The organism is Paraburkholderia sp. OAS925 (assembly GCF_040543975.1).
GTDB classification, from domain to species: domain Bacteria; phylum Pseudomonadota; class Gammaproteobacteria; order Burkholderiales; family Burkholderiaceae; genus Paraburkholderia; species Paraburkholderia graminis.
Window position 1 is genome coordinate 212,558 of sequence record NZ_JBEUNO010000001.1, and the last position, 13,779, is coordinate 226,336.

General features: G+C 60.0%; 17 protein-coding genes and 1 pseudogene. 6 read left to right on the plus strand and 12 right to left on the minus strand.

Annotated elements, in window-relative coordinates:
* Both ABIE53_RS00985 and imuA read right to left on the minus strand, forming a co-directional pair.
* Entirely contained in the window at positions 1-1,482 is a 1,482-nt protein-coding gene (locus tag ABIE53_RS00985; RefSeq protein ID WP_192700409.1) for a Y-family DNA polymerase, read from the minus strand.
* Complete coding sequence (gene imuA, locus ABIE53_RS00990) at positions 1,412-2,119, minus strand: translesion DNA synthesis-associated protein ImuA (RefSeq protein ID WP_192700410.1); 708 nt, start codon at positions 2,117-2,119, stop codon at positions 1,412-1,414. The genes ABIE53_RS00985 and imuA overlap by 71 nt, the downstream gene beginning before the upstream one ends.
* Positions 2,120-2,202: 83 nt before the next feature.
* Between imuA and ABIE53_RS00995 the strand changes: the two are divergent.
* The 3 genes and pseudogenes from ABIE53_RS00995 to ABIE53_RS01005 all read left to right on the plus strand — a co-directional run bounded on the left by ABIE53_RS00995 (position 2,203) and on the right by ABIE53_RS01005 (position 3,089).
* A pseudogene (locus ABIE53_RS00995) lies at positions 2,203-2,521 on the plus strand (hypothetical protein).
* Entirely contained in the window at positions 2,518-2,868 is a 351-nt protein-coding gene (locus ABIE53_RS01000; protein WP_376914407.1) for a hypothetical protein, read from the plus strand. The pseudogene ABIE53_RS00995 and the gene ABIE53_RS01000 overlap by 4 nt, the downstream one beginning before the upstream one ends.
* Positions 2,868-3,089: a hypothetical protein gene (locus tag ABIE53_RS01005; protein WP_310401830.1), complete on the plus strand. Its 222-nt coding sequence runs from the start codon at positions 2,868-2,870 to the stop codon at positions 3,087-3,089. The genes ABIE53_RS01000 and ABIE53_RS01005 overlap by 1 nt, the downstream gene beginning before the upstream one ends.
* A 338-nt stretch (positions 3,090-3,427) precedes the next feature.
* Here the strand turns inward: ABIE53_RS01005 and ABIE53_RS01010 are convergent, their stop codons facing one another.
* The 3 genes from ABIE53_RS01010 to ABIE53_RS01020 all read right to left on the minus strand — a co-directional run bounded on the left by ABIE53_RS01010 (position 3,428) and on the right by ABIE53_RS01020 (position 5,724).
* Positions 3,428-4,651: a DUF1444 domain-containing protein gene (locus ABIE53_RS01010; protein WP_192700411.1), complete on the minus strand. Its 1,224-nt coding sequence runs from the start codon at positions 4,649-4,651 to the stop codon at positions 3,428-3,430.
* 223 nt (positions 4,652-4,874) lie between these two features.
* A complete protein-coding gene (locus tag ABIE53_RS01015; RefSeq protein ID WP_114157960.1) occupies positions 4,875-5,342 on the minus strand; it encodes a DUF2846 domain-containing protein in 468 nt (155 codons plus the stop codon).
* Positions 5,335-5,724: a hypothetical protein gene (locus ABIE53_RS01020; protein WP_244231053.1), complete on the minus strand. Its 390-nt coding sequence runs from the start codon at positions 5,722-5,724 to the stop codon at positions 5,335-5,337. Before ABIE53_RS01020 ends, ABIE53_RS01015 begins: the two co-directional genes overlap by 8 nt.
* 395 nt (positions 5,725-6,119) lie before the next feature.
* Between ABIE53_RS01020 and ligD the strand changes: the two genes are divergently transcribed.
* From ligD to ABIE53_RS01035, 3 genes are all read left to right on the plus strand, one after another.
* A complete protein-coding gene (gene ligD / locus ABIE53_RS01025; protein ID WP_171799946.1) occupies positions 6,120-8,024 on the plus strand; it encodes a DNA ligase D in 1,905 nt (634 codons plus the stop codon).
* Between the two features lie 339 nt (positions 8,025-8,363).
* Positions 8,364-9,425: a DMT family transporter gene (locus tag ABIE53_RS01030; RefSeq protein ID WP_192700412.1), complete on the plus strand. Its 1,062-nt coding sequence runs from the start codon at positions 8,364-8,366 to the stop codon at positions 9,423-9,425.
* Positions 9,426-9,707: 282 nt separating this feature from the next.
* On the plus strand, positions 9,708-9,986 hold the full coding sequence (locus ABIE53_RS01035; RefSeq protein WP_171799948.1) for a hypothetical protein: 279 nt from the start codon (positions 9,708-9,710) through the stop codon (positions 9,984-9,986).
* Positions 9,987-10,132: 146 nt separating this feature from the next.
* On the opposite strand, the gene ABIE53_RS01040 is transcribed toward ABIE53_RS01035, so the two are convergent.
* From ABIE53_RS01040 to ABIE53_RS01070, 7 genes are all read right to left on the minus strand, one after another.
* The gene (locus ABIE53_RS01040; RefSeq protein ID WP_192700413.1) at positions 10,133-10,714 is read right to left on the minus strand and encodes a DUF2442 domain-containing protein; all 582 of its coding nucleotides are present in this window, start codon (positions 10,712-10,714) and stop codon (positions 10,133-10,135) included.
* Between the two features lie 13 nt (positions 10,715-10,727).
* Positions 10,728-11,372: a hypothetical protein gene (locus ABIE53_RS01045; RefSeq protein ID WP_192700414.1), complete on the minus strand. Its 645-nt coding sequence runs from the start codon at positions 11,370-11,372 to the stop codon at positions 10,728-10,730.
* 82 nt (positions 11,373-11,454) lie between these two features.
* Complete coding sequence (locus tag ABIE53_RS01050) at positions 11,455-11,733, minus strand: hypothetical protein (protein WP_171799951.1); 279 nt, start codon at positions 11,731-11,733, stop codon at positions 11,455-11,457.
* Positions 11,734-11,907: 174 nt separating this feature from the next.
* Positions 11,908-12,120, minus strand: coding sequence for a helix-turn-helix domain-containing protein (locus ABIE53_RS01055; RefSeq protein ID WP_171799952.1), 213 nt, complete (start codon positions 12,118-12,120; stop codon positions 11,908-11,910).
* 71 nt (positions 12,121-12,191) lie between these two features.
* Positions 12,192-12,392 (minus strand): helix-turn-helix domain-containing protein, encoded by a 201-nt coding sequence (locus tag ABIE53_RS01060; RefSeq protein WP_171799953.1) that lies wholly within the window; start codon positions 12,390-12,392, stop codon positions 12,192-12,194.
* 58 nt (positions 12,393-12,450) lie between these two features.
* On the minus strand, positions 12,451-12,774 hold the full coding sequence (locus tag ABIE53_RS01065) for a hypothetical protein (RefSeq protein WP_192700415.1): 324 nt from the start codon (positions 12,772-12,774) through the stop codon (positions 12,451-12,453).
* Entirely contained in the window at positions 12,758-13,768 is a 1,011-nt protein-coding gene (locus tag ABIE53_RS01070; RefSeq protein WP_192700416.1) for a hypothetical protein, read from the minus strand. Before ABIE53_RS01070 ends, ABIE53_RS01065 begins: the two co-directional genes overlap by 17 nt.
* Positions 13,769-13,779 lie beyond the last annotated feature (11 nt).

Genomic DNA, 13,779 nt, shown 5'->3' on the forward strand with positions numbered 1-13,779 from the left:
TCATCCAAAGAGGCCGTGCAGGAACCAGCGCTGGTCTTCTTCGGCGTCACGACTGCTCACGCGCTCGCGGTAAATCCAGTAACAGCTCTGGTCGTCGGCCTGCGCGACGAAGTAGTCGCGTGTAACCAGCTCGCCATCGAACCAGCCCGCCTCGATGCGCTCGCCCGGCGATACCATGCGCAGCGGCGAACCATAGAACGGGCGGTGCTGGCGCATGAGCAGGCGCACCGGCGTATCGAGCATCCACGTCGGTCGCGGCAGGCCTTCCGGGATGACCACGGGCTTCGCGGTTTGCGTGACCGGCACCCATGAGTTGGCGACTTCCGGGCGATGGTCAGCGCTTGGCGCCGGCCGCAGTACATTGTCTTCACCGAGCCGCGCGACGAGTAATTCGAGTAGCCGTGCGTGGTCTTCCTTCGAGCCCCCCGGCTCGGGGAAAAGCGTGTCGGACGCCGGCGCGGCGGACTCGACCTTTGATGCGTCAAGACGCAATGCGATAACCGGCGCGGTGAGCTCGATGCGATGCAGCCGCTCCTTGAGCAGCCTCAGGAGGTGCTCTTCCCGCCAGGTGGACTCACCCAGTGCAATGTCGATGCTGGTCGGTTCGATGGCGTCACGCCCGCGCTCGTGCTCGAGCGACAGGCGCACCGCGCTCACCGCGAGCTGTTTTGCGCAGAGCCACCCGCACAGTTGCACGATAAGCCGGTGTGCGCCGAAGACTGCACCGTCCGCGTGTTCAAGCCGGTCAGGCATTTCGATGCGCGCGGAAAACGTGGGTGGCAGTTCCAGCCAGTCGAACAGTTCCGGCGCGGTGCCAAACGCACGGTCGAGCGAATCGAGCAGATGTTCGCCACAGCGCCGCTGCAGTCCAGCGCGCGGTAGCCGGCGGATGTCGGCGATGGTTTCGCAGCCGAGCCCGCTGAACCAGTCGGCGAACTGCCGTACTTCGGGGACGGCGACCATGGGCAGACTGGCAAGCCGCTGTTCGAGCGTGGAAAGTTTGAGCACGCGCCGCGCACCATGCCCTTTCGCATACCGGGCCAGCAGCCATGCACCCTGCCCGGTCGGCGCGGCACTGATGCGCGCGGTAAGACCAAGCGTGGCGAGCAGCGCCTTTGCTTCGCGGCACAGCGCGAGCAGTCCGCCAAAGAGGCGCAGGCTCGCGCCAACCTCGACCACCACAGTCGCTTCATCGAGCAGCGCGACTTCGGGTGAAAAGCGCATCAGCGCGATGCCGACGTCGCGCTGCGCTGCCCGCTCGCGGGCGAAGTCGCGCTCGTGCATTTCCGTGTCCGGCGAGAGCGTCAGCACGCCACCGCGCTTCATCCCCAGCCGCACGCCTGCCGCGCGCGCGACGCTGTCCGCGATGACGACCTTGTCCTTCTCGAGCACGACGCTGCCGTGAAGCGGCTCAGGCGACCACCTCGGTCTGAAGACTTCGAGCGGCAACTTCGGCAGGTAAGCGGCGAGAAAGACGCGCATGTCGTGACAGCAGAACAGGAGTGGGTTGAAGGGGAATCGACAGAGGCTCCGTGCGCGAGGGCCCTCGTCGTTTCACGATGTCGACGGTCAGGCCGTCGGCCGATGGTTTGAGCGCCAGGCGCAGGAGCGCTGGCGACGCGTCCTGTGCGCTCGCAAGCGGGCGCACCATGACGAATAGCGTTTCCGACGACTGGGCGGCCAGATGCAGGCGCCGCAGCGACGAAGCCTGCGCGTATTGCGCCCAGAAAATCAGCGCGCCGCAGCTTCCCGCCCGGAGAATCTGTTCCGCCGACCAGAGTGCATCCGCGGTTTTCTGCGCCTTCACGCGCAGCACCTGCTCGAGCGACAGACCGATATAGCTGAGCCCCAGGCCGTCAGGTGTATGCGGCGGCTGCAGGAATGCAACGGGCCGGTCGTCTACGGCACTCAGCGCAGGCCGCAGCAGCCGCAGCTCACCCACGCCCGGTTGCTGCACCAGCAGGTCCACGAGCGCACCGACCGGCCAGCCGCCCCCGGGCAGCTCGGCTGAGAGCGCCGGATAGCCGGTATCGACCACGCGGCCGCGGCCCCGCGCGAGCTGCGACGCCCGCCACAGGGACGGGTGTATCGCTTCGGGGGACGGCGAGGGGGATGTCATTGCGAGAAAACCTGTATGGATGTACAGTATCCTACACGGATTTCCGTAGCGGCGAACAGGCACTTTTTTCGGGAGCAGGACGGATGGATATGCGTGTCCATGAACCAGTCAGCCATCCGATGCCGGAAATTGCGGCGTTTGTGGCGCAGATGAAATCAGCGTTCGGCGAGCAGGAAATCAACGAGGCGATTCGCCGGGGCAAGACTGGCGAGCCGACGTTTTACGCCGCCGAGAACGGCCATACCGTTGGGACAGCGAGTCCGCTCGCCGCGAATGCATGGCGAGTCACTGAAGCGATTCGGGACCGCCACTATTGCGCAGGCTGCCCACGGTGGATGCCTCAACCAGGCGGTGGCTTGCCAACAGTGGCAGCAGCGAGAATCAGGCAAGGGGAAATCGTGAGAAAACTTGGACTTGCGTTACTGACCGCGGCGTTTGCGCCGGCGGCTTTCGGGGCCGGCACCTATTCGGAAGTGTGGAATCCGCCCGAGGCGCGCGCGACTGCCCCCCACCGGGCCGGTACTTCACACAGGCTCGCAGTCCGACGTCACGTGGCCTTGCACGCGAAGAGGGTGCATTCGCCGCGCGCGATAGCAACTGCTCCACGGCTCGTGGCGAAGCAGGGCAACGCGCAAAAAACCCTGCGCAAGGACGAACCGGACATGTCAGAGATTCCGCGGCAAACCACGCCGGAAGGCAACGTGCTTCGCGTGAAAGGCCACGCGGCATCCGCTCACGTCGTCCGCTAATGCAATCGCAGAAGTACCGCGGCCATGACGTATGGGGGCACGCCATCGTTGAGGAAAACGACGGCGTCCATCGGCCAGCTCGTTATGCAGCGAGCGGGACCATTACCCGTGGCGGCAAGCTAGTTCAGGCGTCGGGCGTTCTGGGCCATTTTGAAAGCGAGGAGGACGCTCAGCTTGCGGGCCTGGGCTGGGCCCGCGCCTGGGTCGACGCACATGACTGAGCTCACCACTCGGTCTGCGTTTCTACCAAACGTCAAACCGCGTCCGCTCGAGTCGTTTCTGCGCTGCGCATGAGGCTTCCTTCGAGCATCCGCAGGATGCGGTTGCCTGACCCAAAAAGAGTCCCGTCACTGAATGGCTTTAATGTCTGAAGAGACTCTTCGATGATACGAATGAGTAAAGACATATCTAGCGAACAAGGTTTTAATTTTTTGCGGCGGCCACTTTAGGCGAATCCGTCTTTCTGCGATAGCTTGCTGAGGGCAGCAACTCGCGCGGGAGCATCACGTTGCGAATGCCTCTGCAAGCTCCTTGTCGCGTTGTGTACTGCTGTTGCGGGCTACTGTGCCTGTACCAACTCCTTCACCTTATTGAACCTGATGCACCACTCCTGGAAAAGTTGCTCTTCCGGGAATCCGTCGACTTCATAGCGCACGGGCAAAAGTTCTGTGCGCTTCATGAGGTGCGCACATTCCTTCACTAGCTCACGCCACGGCACGAAAGCCATTTGCTTCGGCTCCAGGCGCACCAGCACCACGATGTCTGTCGCGGGCAGTAACGAGTGCACGCTGTCCGTCCAAACGCAGGCGGTGAACAACTCGCCGGAAGGTCGTTCCGCTACGGTGTATTGCGGCACAAAAATGTCGACACCTTCGCGACCATGGATGTCGTTCAGATGTGCCTGCTGGTCGTGATAGTCGCCGGCAATCTCCCGGGTTCTCAACTGCCTGAGCTTCGCTTCAAGGCCGTCCGGCACGAACTTCTGCCACACCGCTCCGTCCCACCGAAGCATCAGCGCAGGCAACGCCCGAGGCTGCCCCAATGCTTCTTCCGCTATCTCCATCATTGTCTGCAAACCCACGGTGTTTCGGTCGCCCGTCAGGAGCAGCACCGTCCGATTCGGAGCCATGACTACCGGGGCGCCTGAAATAGGCTGCCTGTGCAACACGTCCGTGAGCAAGAGGCGGGATGCGTCGTAATGGTCACCGAACTGCGATAGGTGCACACCATTTTGCAGAGTGGCGAATGGTTTCGATGAAGCAAGTCGCAAGTTGTCGATGGCGATGTCGTAAGCCTCATCGAAGGTCACATTCCACTCGGAAAGCTTGTGTTCGGTAAGCCGCATGATGGTTGACTCGCCATCGTACGCAATTCCGATTTCGAGGTTTTCGCATAGCGGTCGAAAAGCAATGTCGAACCGTGAGCCGGTACCACGGGTCTGGAGGTATGTCACGCCGCGTTCCGTCGAGCTTCGAACGACTGGTCGCAGCCGTTCCCGCGCCTCCTCGAAGATGCTTGGAATGGTCTGCTCCCTCATGCCGTTCGTCTGGCGCCTGAGAATGTCAGTGCGCTCGGCAGGCTTCGCCTCAGCATATTCGCGGAAGAGGTTATGCAGATTGATGAAATGGACAGGCGCTGCACCGTCCGTTTCATCCGGCACAAGCCTGTTTAGATTGCTGTCGTACTCCCAGGCACGCGTGTCGCCGGAAGACCGCAGGCTGGACATGAACAACTCGGCGAATTTCTGCGGCGTCGGCTTGCGGAAGCGGTCAAAGAAGCGCATGGCGAAGAGAGATGCTTTGTTTATATCGTTAATGGCGAAACGTCAGCCGCTGCACAGGATGCCATGTGAGTCGGCGTCAAGCTCCGCGATATAGCCGCGTTCTGACAATATGGGGCGAGCGACGGCGAGCGGCTACCCGCCTGCCGCCTGCCTCGATGCAATGTCGCAGAGCTTTTGCAGCAAACGCCACAGCGTGGACGTTAACTCACTCAATGTGCCGGTTTCAGTCGGCTTTCTTGACAGCTGCGGTGGTTTGAGCTGCAACGTAGTGCAGGTCCTCAAGGTTCTTCACGGCCTCGTCAGCCGACTCCAGCGACGGAACTATCCGACCTACGAGCAGCCCGAATCCAACGCTGGTCTTAACGTATTTCGTTTCGCCCGCGTCAAGCTTGAACGACACTGTCTTCTCCGTCTCGGTGGCAGTCGATACCACATACTGGCCGGCAGGCTCATCGACATAGAAGAATCCACCCGGCTGCGATTTGCCGACCGGTGCGCCGTTCAGATTGATGCTCGGCTGCAAGGCAGCGCCGAACATCGAGTTCGAGCGGTAGAAATAGATTCGGCCTTGAGTCTCTTTCAACGTCGGAATAGATGAGGCGACTTCCTTGTACTGAGGACCACTCGCACAGCCGGACGCGACGAGCGCTACCAACGTGCTGGCAACTAATGCTTTGAATAATTTAGTCATTGATTCTCTCGATTGTTATGGATTGTGGTGGGTCAAGCGGTGAAAAATGGGATTCGCCGGGCAGGAAAAAGCCCACCAAGGTACTTGCCTTCGTCACCAGGTACGCCTCGTGAATCTGGCGACCTTCGATGGTGAACACTCCGCTCACCGGCCGAAGAACGGTTCCCTGCGTTATTGTCCCCACGGGCTGCCAGAGCGACCCCGCACGTACCTCGCGTGAATAGCCCGACGTGAGCCTGACGGTGACGGAACCGACCACTTGAAAGCGCTGCTGAGTCGCGGTAATCGGTACCAGTTGGGTGCTCTGTACCGGTATCGACGGCGCGCATGCAGAAAGCATCAGCGCGGCAAACGCTGATGTAAGGACGGCTCTGATAATCACAATGGATATATTCCTAAAGTCTCCGGCAACTACATATCGGCAATACCGGGAAGAAACTTGAGTTCCATTGGGCATACAGAGAAGTGCACTTCTGTCCGAACGGCAAGTCGCGGAAGCCTTCGCCGGTGCGCGCCGTTGACCAAGGCTCAGCGTTTATTCCATCGACCAGTGAGCCGGAGCGCGCATATTCCTTGTTACGGAAATACATCCACCATTCGTCGGCACCGCATATCGTCCTTCAGTGCGCCGAGCGCGGCAGGCCTCGGCTCTAGCGTTCTGGTAGCGGGCACGTGCCGTGCATCTTTCCCCTAGTTCAGAAGGGGAGAGACATGCCGGGACGATGGAGTACGCCACGCAAGCCCGCACGACGGGTCGTCGACGACCCGCCAGGGACCATGCCATCAGTCATCGAGCCCGAACTGGCTACCCTTGTCAGCCGCGCCCCCGCTGATGGCGACTGGTCTTATGAAATCAAGTACGACGGCTACCGGATGCTCGTTCGTATCGAGGAAGGTTCGGCCAAACTCATCACGCGCAATGGGCATGACTGGACGGACAGAATGCCCAAACTGCGCAAGGCCGTTGAAGCGCTTCCCGTAGACGATGCGTGGTTAGACGGTGAAGTCGTCGTCCTGAATGCAGCGGGCACCCCAGATTTCAACGCGCTCCAGAACGCCTTCGACCGCCGCAGCACCGCCGACATTGTCCTGTTTGTATTCGACATTCTGTGGCTCAACGGCACCGATGTGCGAGACCAGCCGCTACGAGCAAGACGCCAGCTTTTGCGTGTGCTAATGGGCGAGGCCGAAGGTCCGCTGCTGCGGTTCTCCGACGACTTTGCGCAGGACCCCGATGCACTCGTCGCATCAGCGTGCAGGATGAAGCTCGAAGGCATCATTGGTAAGCGCGGTGACGCGCCATACCGCTCGGGTCGCTCCACCGACTGGATAAAGCTGAAATGCAACCTTCGGCAGGAGTTTGTGATTGGCGGCATCTCCCGAACGAAAGGCGCAAAGACCGGCGTGCATGCATTGCTTCTGGGCGTCTACGAGCAGGACGGCTCCCTCCGGTATGCAGGCAATGTGAAACCGTTCCTAGCGCCGGGCCAAAGCGCTGCGTTTCCAAAGAGACTTCGGCCCCTAAAGCAGAGCAAGCCGGCGTTTTATAACCCGCCCGAGCGCGACCGCGAGCGGGACTACCACTGGTTTGCACCGGAGGTCGTGTGCGAGGTCTCGTTTCTCGAATGGACACCTGGCGGCGAAATTCGCCACCCCGTTTTTCATGCCATCCGGGAAGATAAACCGGCACGCGCAGTGACGGAAGAACCGGTCGCCGATGCCTCGGCAGGCGAGCCGGATGATTCTCGTGTCGGGTCGACCCGCGAGCGTCCGGGGCCGCGTGGTACCGTCATCATCGGCGACATAAAGGTCAGCAATCCTGGCCGCGTGATGGACGACGTCACTGGCCACACGAAGCTCGAGCTCGCGCGCTACTACGATGAGATTGCTGAATGGGCGTTGCCGTATCTTCATAACCGGCCTTTGACGCTCGTGCGTGCTCCGGACGGAATCAAGGGACAACTGTTTTTCCAGAAGCACTCTGAACGCGTGCGGATACCGGGCGTCGAAGAATTGCCGGTGGAGCTTTACCCGCGGCATCCGCCACTGCTCGTTGCCAACAATGCGGAAGCACTTGTCGGACTCGCTCAGATGAGTGTCGTCGAACTGCACTCCTGGAACGCCGTCGCGCCCGACCTGGACCATCCGGACCGCGTTATCTTCGACCTCGACCCGGACCCTGCGCTCCCCTGGTCGGCCATGCTGGAAGCGGCATCGCTTGTCAAACTTGTGCTCGATGAAATCGGGTTGAGGTCGTTTCCGAAGACTAGCGGCGGCAAGGGGTTTCACATCGTCGTACCGTTGACTCGCCGGCAAGGCTGGGATGAAGTGAAGGCATTCTCGCAATCGGTCGCCCGCCACATGTCACATGTCGTGCCTGAGCGCTTCTCGGCTGTATCCGGTCCTCGCAATCGGGTTGGAAAAATCTTCATCGACTATCTGAGAAACAGCCGAGGGGCGAGCACGGTCGCACCGTTCTCCGTTCGTGCACGCTCGGGAATGGCGGTCTCAATGCCAGTTTCCTGGGACGAACTTAAGACCGTGGAGCGAGGCGACCAGTGGACGATGAAAAAGGCAGTTGCGCGGCAGCGTACGCTTAATGCTGACCCATGGGAGGGCTACTGGCGCGCACGGCAGGGCATCACTGCTGCCATGCGTCGAGCGGTCGGCATGACGCGGTAGTTTGAATGGGAAATTTGTCAGCAGACGCCGACACACCAATTCGGCTTTTTAACCAGCCGGGGTCGTGATAGTCGTTGCCGCCGAGCCGTTGACGTACTTTCACGACGCCGAACATGCCGGCGATTCTCAGCGCGCCTTGATGCGGCAAACCCGCTTGAGAAGCCTCTGTTTTCCTGAATGGTGTGGGCCATGGCATATCGTTACTATTACCGCGGAGGGCCATACACTTCTGCTGACAGTTATGGAGGGGTATCCGTCGGCGGTCGCGATGACTGACTACCTGCCGGCCAAGCGCCTACAATCTTTTTAGCCGAGCGGTCGCTCCAAGACATCTATTCCATGTTCACACGCCATAACGCCGCCTTCACTGCACTTCTGGCAGCCGCGCTCTTCGGCGCGACTACACCACTCGCCAAGACGCTGCTTGGCACGCTGTCGCCTTTCATGGTCGCAGGACTTTTCTACCTAGGCAGTGGCGTTGGTCTTGCCATCGGAATTCTTGTTCAGCGCCTGCGTCGCACGACTGCAGAACGCCGGAACGAAAACCAGATTCAGGTCGTTGAAGTAGCTTGGCTTCTCGGCGCAATCGCAGCTGGCGGGGTCGCTGGGCCTGCGCTGCTGATGCTCGGTCTCACCACAACCTCCGCTGCAACCAGTTCGCTGCTCCTAAATCTTGAAGGTGTGTTCACGGCGGTAATCGCCTGGGTTGTGTTCCGCGAGAACGTGGACGTGCAGGTATTCCTTGGCATGGTTGCGATAGTGGCAGGCGGCGTTCTCCTTTCGTGGCAGCCTGGCGACACTCCGGTGTCGCTCGGCGCACTGCTCGTCGTCGCAGCGTGCGTGGCCTGGGCAGTCGACAACAATCTGACGCGGAAGGTGTCGGCGAACGACGCGATGGTCATCGCCTGCGTGAAAGGTCTTGTCGCCGGCTCCGTCAATCTGTGCATTGCGCTGCTTCTCGGCGCGCATCTGCCAGGCGTCGGAAAGATGGCTGCCGCCATGCTGACCGGCTTCGCTGGCTACGGCGTGAGCCTCGTTCTTTTTGTCGTCGCCCTTCGAAATCTCGGCACCGCCCGAACAGGTGCGTATTTTTCTGTGGCCCCAGTGTTCGGCGTCGCGTTATCGCTTTTCCTGTGGCCGGAGGTGCCACCGCTGTCTTTCTGGACCGCGACCCTACTTATGGCTTTGGGAATCTGGCTTCATATCCGTGAGCGGCATGAGCATTCTCACATTCATGAGGCCCTGGACCATAACCATCGACACCGGCACGACGAGCACCATCAGCATGTGCATGATTTTAATTGGGACGGTGACGAGCCGCACACGCATCCTCATCGGCATGCGCCTATTACTCATACGCACGCGCACTTTCCCGACATCCATCATCGGCATACCCATTGATTTGCGGAGGACAATAGAAGCCCTATTTGGGTCTTCTGTTGACGTGCGGCAGCATCAGCAGCGTCAGCAACTGGTGCTGGCAAAAGGCCACTCTAGGAACAACCAGTCGCCCGGCGAGTCCGATTACACCGCATGCGAGCACGACCGTTATCACTCGGACCTTGAACCGAAACAGTGCGACGGCTAACTCGCTCGCGTCACTTGTCTCTGCCCTTGTAGGCTGTACTGCGGTACGCGGTCCCAGTGGGCGAACTTATATTCTGACCAGCCGGGGGAAATGTTGTGGACAAAGCGGAATATGAAGGTGCAATCAATCGGTTAGTTGCTGCGGCAGAGTTGGTAGTAGCTGGCGCGTCGGAAGAACAGAGACTGGATGCTCTCGGGATGTTGGCGTCCCTCCGACTGCGGCGCGCACGCATCGCCGAGCAGGGTCTTCCACAAATCTCGGACGAGAACCTATTCAGAGAGACCGCGACTGCAGCACTCGCGATGGCCGGGCGCAAGGAGCTTCTCGCGGCATCCGCGCTTCTGGCCCAAGCGCAGAAGCTCATTGAGACCTAGCTCGTTCGCAACGGGTGGTTACAGCCCCCGCGTTCGCATCTCGAGCAACTTCATGACCTCTTTAAAAAGCGAAAAGCGTCCTCCGTCGTGCGCGGGACGCCGGGTTTGATGCAGCCCAAACTTGTGAGCCTTCATGCGGTTGCCTGTCACCAGCCAAGCAGAGCCCGAAGCCGTTCCATAAGCCAATCCGTTTCAACGCGCGCCGTCCAGTTTTTGCGTTCAATAGCGTGCCTCATGCGTCTCAGCGTTACCTCGCGCGAATTCTTTGGATACTTAGCTGCATCCTTGAGGGTCTTTGCGACCAGCTGCTGCGTCAAGTATTCACATATGTCCCACCGAACCCATCGCTGCTCTGCGGTCAAGCCGACAACAAACCTGCCGTCAATCATTCTCCCAGCGAGTTTCGGCTGCGTGCCTGACAGCAACGCGGGCGTTGGGTTCTGTGGAAAATCTACTGGTATGCACGAGGTCAATCGCTCATCGCGATGGCGCCTCTCAACGTCACACATCAGCTCGCCGATACTTATGTCTTCGGCGAGATGGTCCCAGCGCAACCCCTTGCCGGACGCAGAGACGCGAGAATCGCAACGTTGCTCAGGGGTTGCCACCCACAATTTCGAAAGCCTTTCCAAAGAAACTCGCAACTTACCTCCGTCTTTCAGGACGACATTGAGACTATGCTCATCGACGGTTACGTCGATTGCTATTGGCCGGATGCGACATATCATTTGACACCGCCCTCTAGCAGCCTGCGCTCAGCGCAAGGAGGTGAGCGATGACTTGCTTCGCGACGTCAACAAACGTCTTGTGTTTGCCGGCCGCCATTGTTTGCGAGTTGAGCGCAGTGCCTGGCGCAGCGACGATGCGGATGCGAATGTGCTCGCCGTCGACGAGGATTTGGACGCAAGCTTCCCGTATCGGCGCGGAATGCCCGGCGGTTTGTCGTTCGACAAGTAAAGAGAACTTTCGAACGTCAGGATACGGTCCGAGCGGCCACTGGTACCCGTGCATGTGGAGCGCTTCTGATGCGCGTTCCCACAATGACTTACGAGGGTCAATTCCTGCAATTGCTATGCACAGTGGGTCAACACAAATCGGCTCGGTGTCGTGCAGGCCTTCGTACATTTTGACGGCAGTGCGTGACCACTCTGCTGCCCACGCCGCAGCCGCTTGTTGCAACGATTTGAAATCACTGTCGTTGCTGAGCATTTGCAGAGGGCTGCGGTCACCGAGGCTTCCACGCTGCGACGTTAGAAAGTCCAGGCGGGAGCCTGGTGGCGCTGGAACAATGATTCGGCAAACTGCCTGCAACCTGTTGTGGTCAATGCCCGGTTCTGCGAGCAGTGTTGGGTAGAACACGGCTTCGTCGACCTCCAGCGTGAACACGCTGCCTTCTGTCAGCAGCTTGCTGAGACGGCGCGGAGTGACGCCGAGGCGTTGGCGAAAGTCGAGACTGTCATGCGCGGCACTATTTGCCTCCAATGAGTTTATGAACGCGCTCGGCGAGCGCCACGGCCTCGCTTGGCGACATTGGCAGCGGCTCAAGCGGCGCTACGTTCAGGACCCACTCGGCCAAGCGGCTGACAAGTGAGGCATCGTCTGCGTTCAGCCCGAGGGCCGCCAACGACTGCGCCAGCGATTTCAACCCCGGAGAACAGCAATAAATGGCATCAAACGCGGCACGTACGCGCGTGGACTCTGTTAGCCCGGCATCGCGTGCATCGGCAATCAGGTTCTCGTATCGCATATCAGCTCCGGTTTTGACTTGAATTCCACCGGCACCGCGGGCTCGCTTATACCGAGGAGTTGGGTCCTGCACACCAGGATTTCGCGGCGCCAAGCGGGGCAGTGAAGATAGTCATCATCTAACGCTAGCCAAGCAGCGGGCTCGCGGCGCTGAACGTCACTCCATATCTGCATCTCACAGGCCAGGCGGTTCATCGTCCTCCGTCTGGCTGTCGAGATACCGTCTCGCCCTCTCGTCCAACTCTTGCCGGTAACGTCTGACGGAGCCCTCATCGACCATGTACTCGCCATCATGGCCGAGCGCACCCTGAAGGTGTCCGCTCTCCAGCAGATGTCTAACGTGCGACCGGCTCACAAATAGCAACCTCGCGACTTCGGCGATGGTCATACGTAACCTCCACTACAGGCGGGCCACAGAAGCGCAGTCCGCGCTCACTTTTGTTTGCCACAAATTGCTGCTTACTGCGAGACGCGTGCGAGTTCCTTCAGTGCGTTGCGGCCGCGCTGTTTTGCTCTCAAGCGGTAAGCCTCCGCTTCTTCGCGTGAGACCGTGTGCTTACCATCCGAATTCCCGCTGGCGCGCAACTTGCCGTTGCCGATTAGCTTCACAACATAGGCAGGTGAGACGTTCAACATCACCGCAACTTCGGCAACAGCCATAGGTTGGCTCATGTCCATATCTGTGGCAAATCGACATAGTCGAGTATGCGTTCAGCTGCTACCAGTGGAGCAACGCTCGCAGCCGTTCGACAAGCCAGTCCACCTCCACTGCCCTTACCCAACCCTTGCCTTCAATCGCGCGTCTTATTCGCTGCAGCGTGACCTCGCGCGAATGATGCGGATACTTCGCGGCGTCTTGTCGAGCCTTTGCGACGAGTTGCTGGGCGAGGTCTTCACATATTTGCCATCGTTCGAATCGCTCGTCGTCGGTCTGCCCGACAACAAACTTGCCGTCGATGAGACGCGCGGCGAGCTTAGGCTGTGCTCCAGGTAGCGACGCTGGCGTCACGTCTCTGGGGAAGTCATCAGGCACGTTTCGCATTGGTGAGATGAGCGATGACTCGCTTCGCAATATCAATAAGGCTTTTGTGTTTGCCCGCAGGCATTGTCCTCGACCTAAGCGTCGTGCCGGGAGCAGCGACGATGCGGATGCGAATGTGCTCGCCGTCGACGAGGATTTGGACGCAAGCCTCTGGCGTCGGCGCTGCGCCCCCAGATGTGTGTCGTTCAACGAAAAGCGTAAAGCTGCGCACGTCCGGGTACGGGCCGAGCGGCCATTGATATCCGTGTACGTGAAGCGCCTCGGATGCACGCTCCCAAAGCGGTCTGCGCGGGTCGATTTCCGCCATCGCTGTGTACAGCGCGTCGCCGTCGGTCGGCTCGGTCTCGTGCTCGCCGTCATACAGTCTGACTGCGGTCCGCGACCACTGTGCGGCCCAAGCCTCAGCGAGGCGCGTTAGCGATTTGAAATCATTGTCGTCCTCGAGCATGTCCAGCGGGCGCCGGTCGCCAAGACTTCCGTTCAGCGAAAGCAGGAAGTCCAGTCGGCTCATCGGCGGCGCAGGCACTATGAGCTGGCAGATTGCCTGCAGACGCTTCCTGTTAAGCGACGGGTCGGCCAGGACGGCGGGAACGTATTGAACTCCGTCGACTTCGACTGCAAAGACGCTGCCGTCATCTAGCAAACGTGCGAGCCGCTTGTCGCTCGCGCCCAAGCGCGCCCTGAAGTCTGCAGGCGATAACAGCTCTCCGTTTGCAATCATTTCGCGACGGGCTTCGAGTGCTTGTTGTAAGAGATGGTCGCGCAAGATTCCGCCACCAACGTCCTCGCCAGCCTCAAAGTACGCCTCGCGTACGATTTCCTCGATGCGAGCAATCACGTGGTCGGGGAGCTTCTGAAACCTGCTTCGCTCCGTCGCCGGTAGCCGGAACTTGTTTGCAGCGATTTTGCGGACAAGCGATGACGCTACAAACTGAGGGAGGTCGTAGATAGCGTCGATGCGTCGCATGGCAATGTCCCAACCGCTGTTAGCCATGGTGCGCCTCC

Coding starts and splice junctions, on each gene's coding strand:
- ABIE53_RS00985 (WP_192700409.1), bottom strand. CDS start 1,482: ATGCGCGTCTTTCTCGCCGCTTACCTGCCGAAGTTGCCGCTCGAAGTC.
- imuA (WP_192700410.1), bottom strand. CDS start 2,119: ATGACATCCCCCTCGCCGTCCCCCGAAGCGATACACCCGTCCCTGTGG.
- ABIE53_RS01005 (WP_310401830.1), top strand. CDS start 2,868: ATGCAATCGCAGAAGTACCGCGGCCATGACGTATGGGGGCACGCCATC.
- ABIE53_RS01010 (WP_192700411.1), bottom strand. CDS start 4,651: ATGCGCTTCTTTGACCGCTTCCGCAAGCCGACGCCGCAGAAATTCGCC.
- ABIE53_RS01015 (WP_114157960.1), bottom strand. CDS start 5,342: ATGACTAAATTATTCAAAGCATTAGTTGCCAGCACGTTGGTAGCGCTC.
- ligD (WP_171799946.1), top strand. CDS start 6,120: ATGCCATCAGTCATCGAGCCCGAACTGGCTACCCTTGTCAGCCGCGCC.
- ABIE53_RS01030 (WP_192700412.1), top strand. CDS start 8,364: ATGTTCACACGCCATAACGCCGCCTTCACTGCACTTCTGGCAGCCGCG.
- ABIE53_RS01040 (WP_192700413.1), bottom strand. CDS start 10,714: ATGATATGTCGCATCCGGCCAATAGCAATCGACGTAACCGTCGATGAG.
- ABIE53_RS01050 (WP_171799951.1), bottom strand. CDS start 11,733: ATGCGATACGAGAACCTGATTGCCGATGCACGCGATGCCGGGCTAACA.
- ABIE53_RS01055 (WP_171799952.1), bottom strand. CDS start 12,120: ATGACCATCGCCGAAGTCGCGAGGTTGCTATTTGTGAGCCGGTCGCAC.
- ABIE53_RS01060 (WP_171799953.1), bottom strand. CDS start 12,392: ATGGCTGTTGCCGAAGTTGCGGTGATGTTGAACGTCTCACCTGCCTAT.
- ABIE53_RS01065 (WP_192700415.1), bottom strand. CDS start 12,774: ATGCGAAACGTGCCTGATGACTTCCCCAGAGACGTGACGCCAGCGTCG.
- ABIE53_RS01070 (WP_192700416.1), bottom strand. CDS start 13,768: ATGGCTAACAGCGGTTGGGACATTGCCATGCGACGCATCGACGCTATC.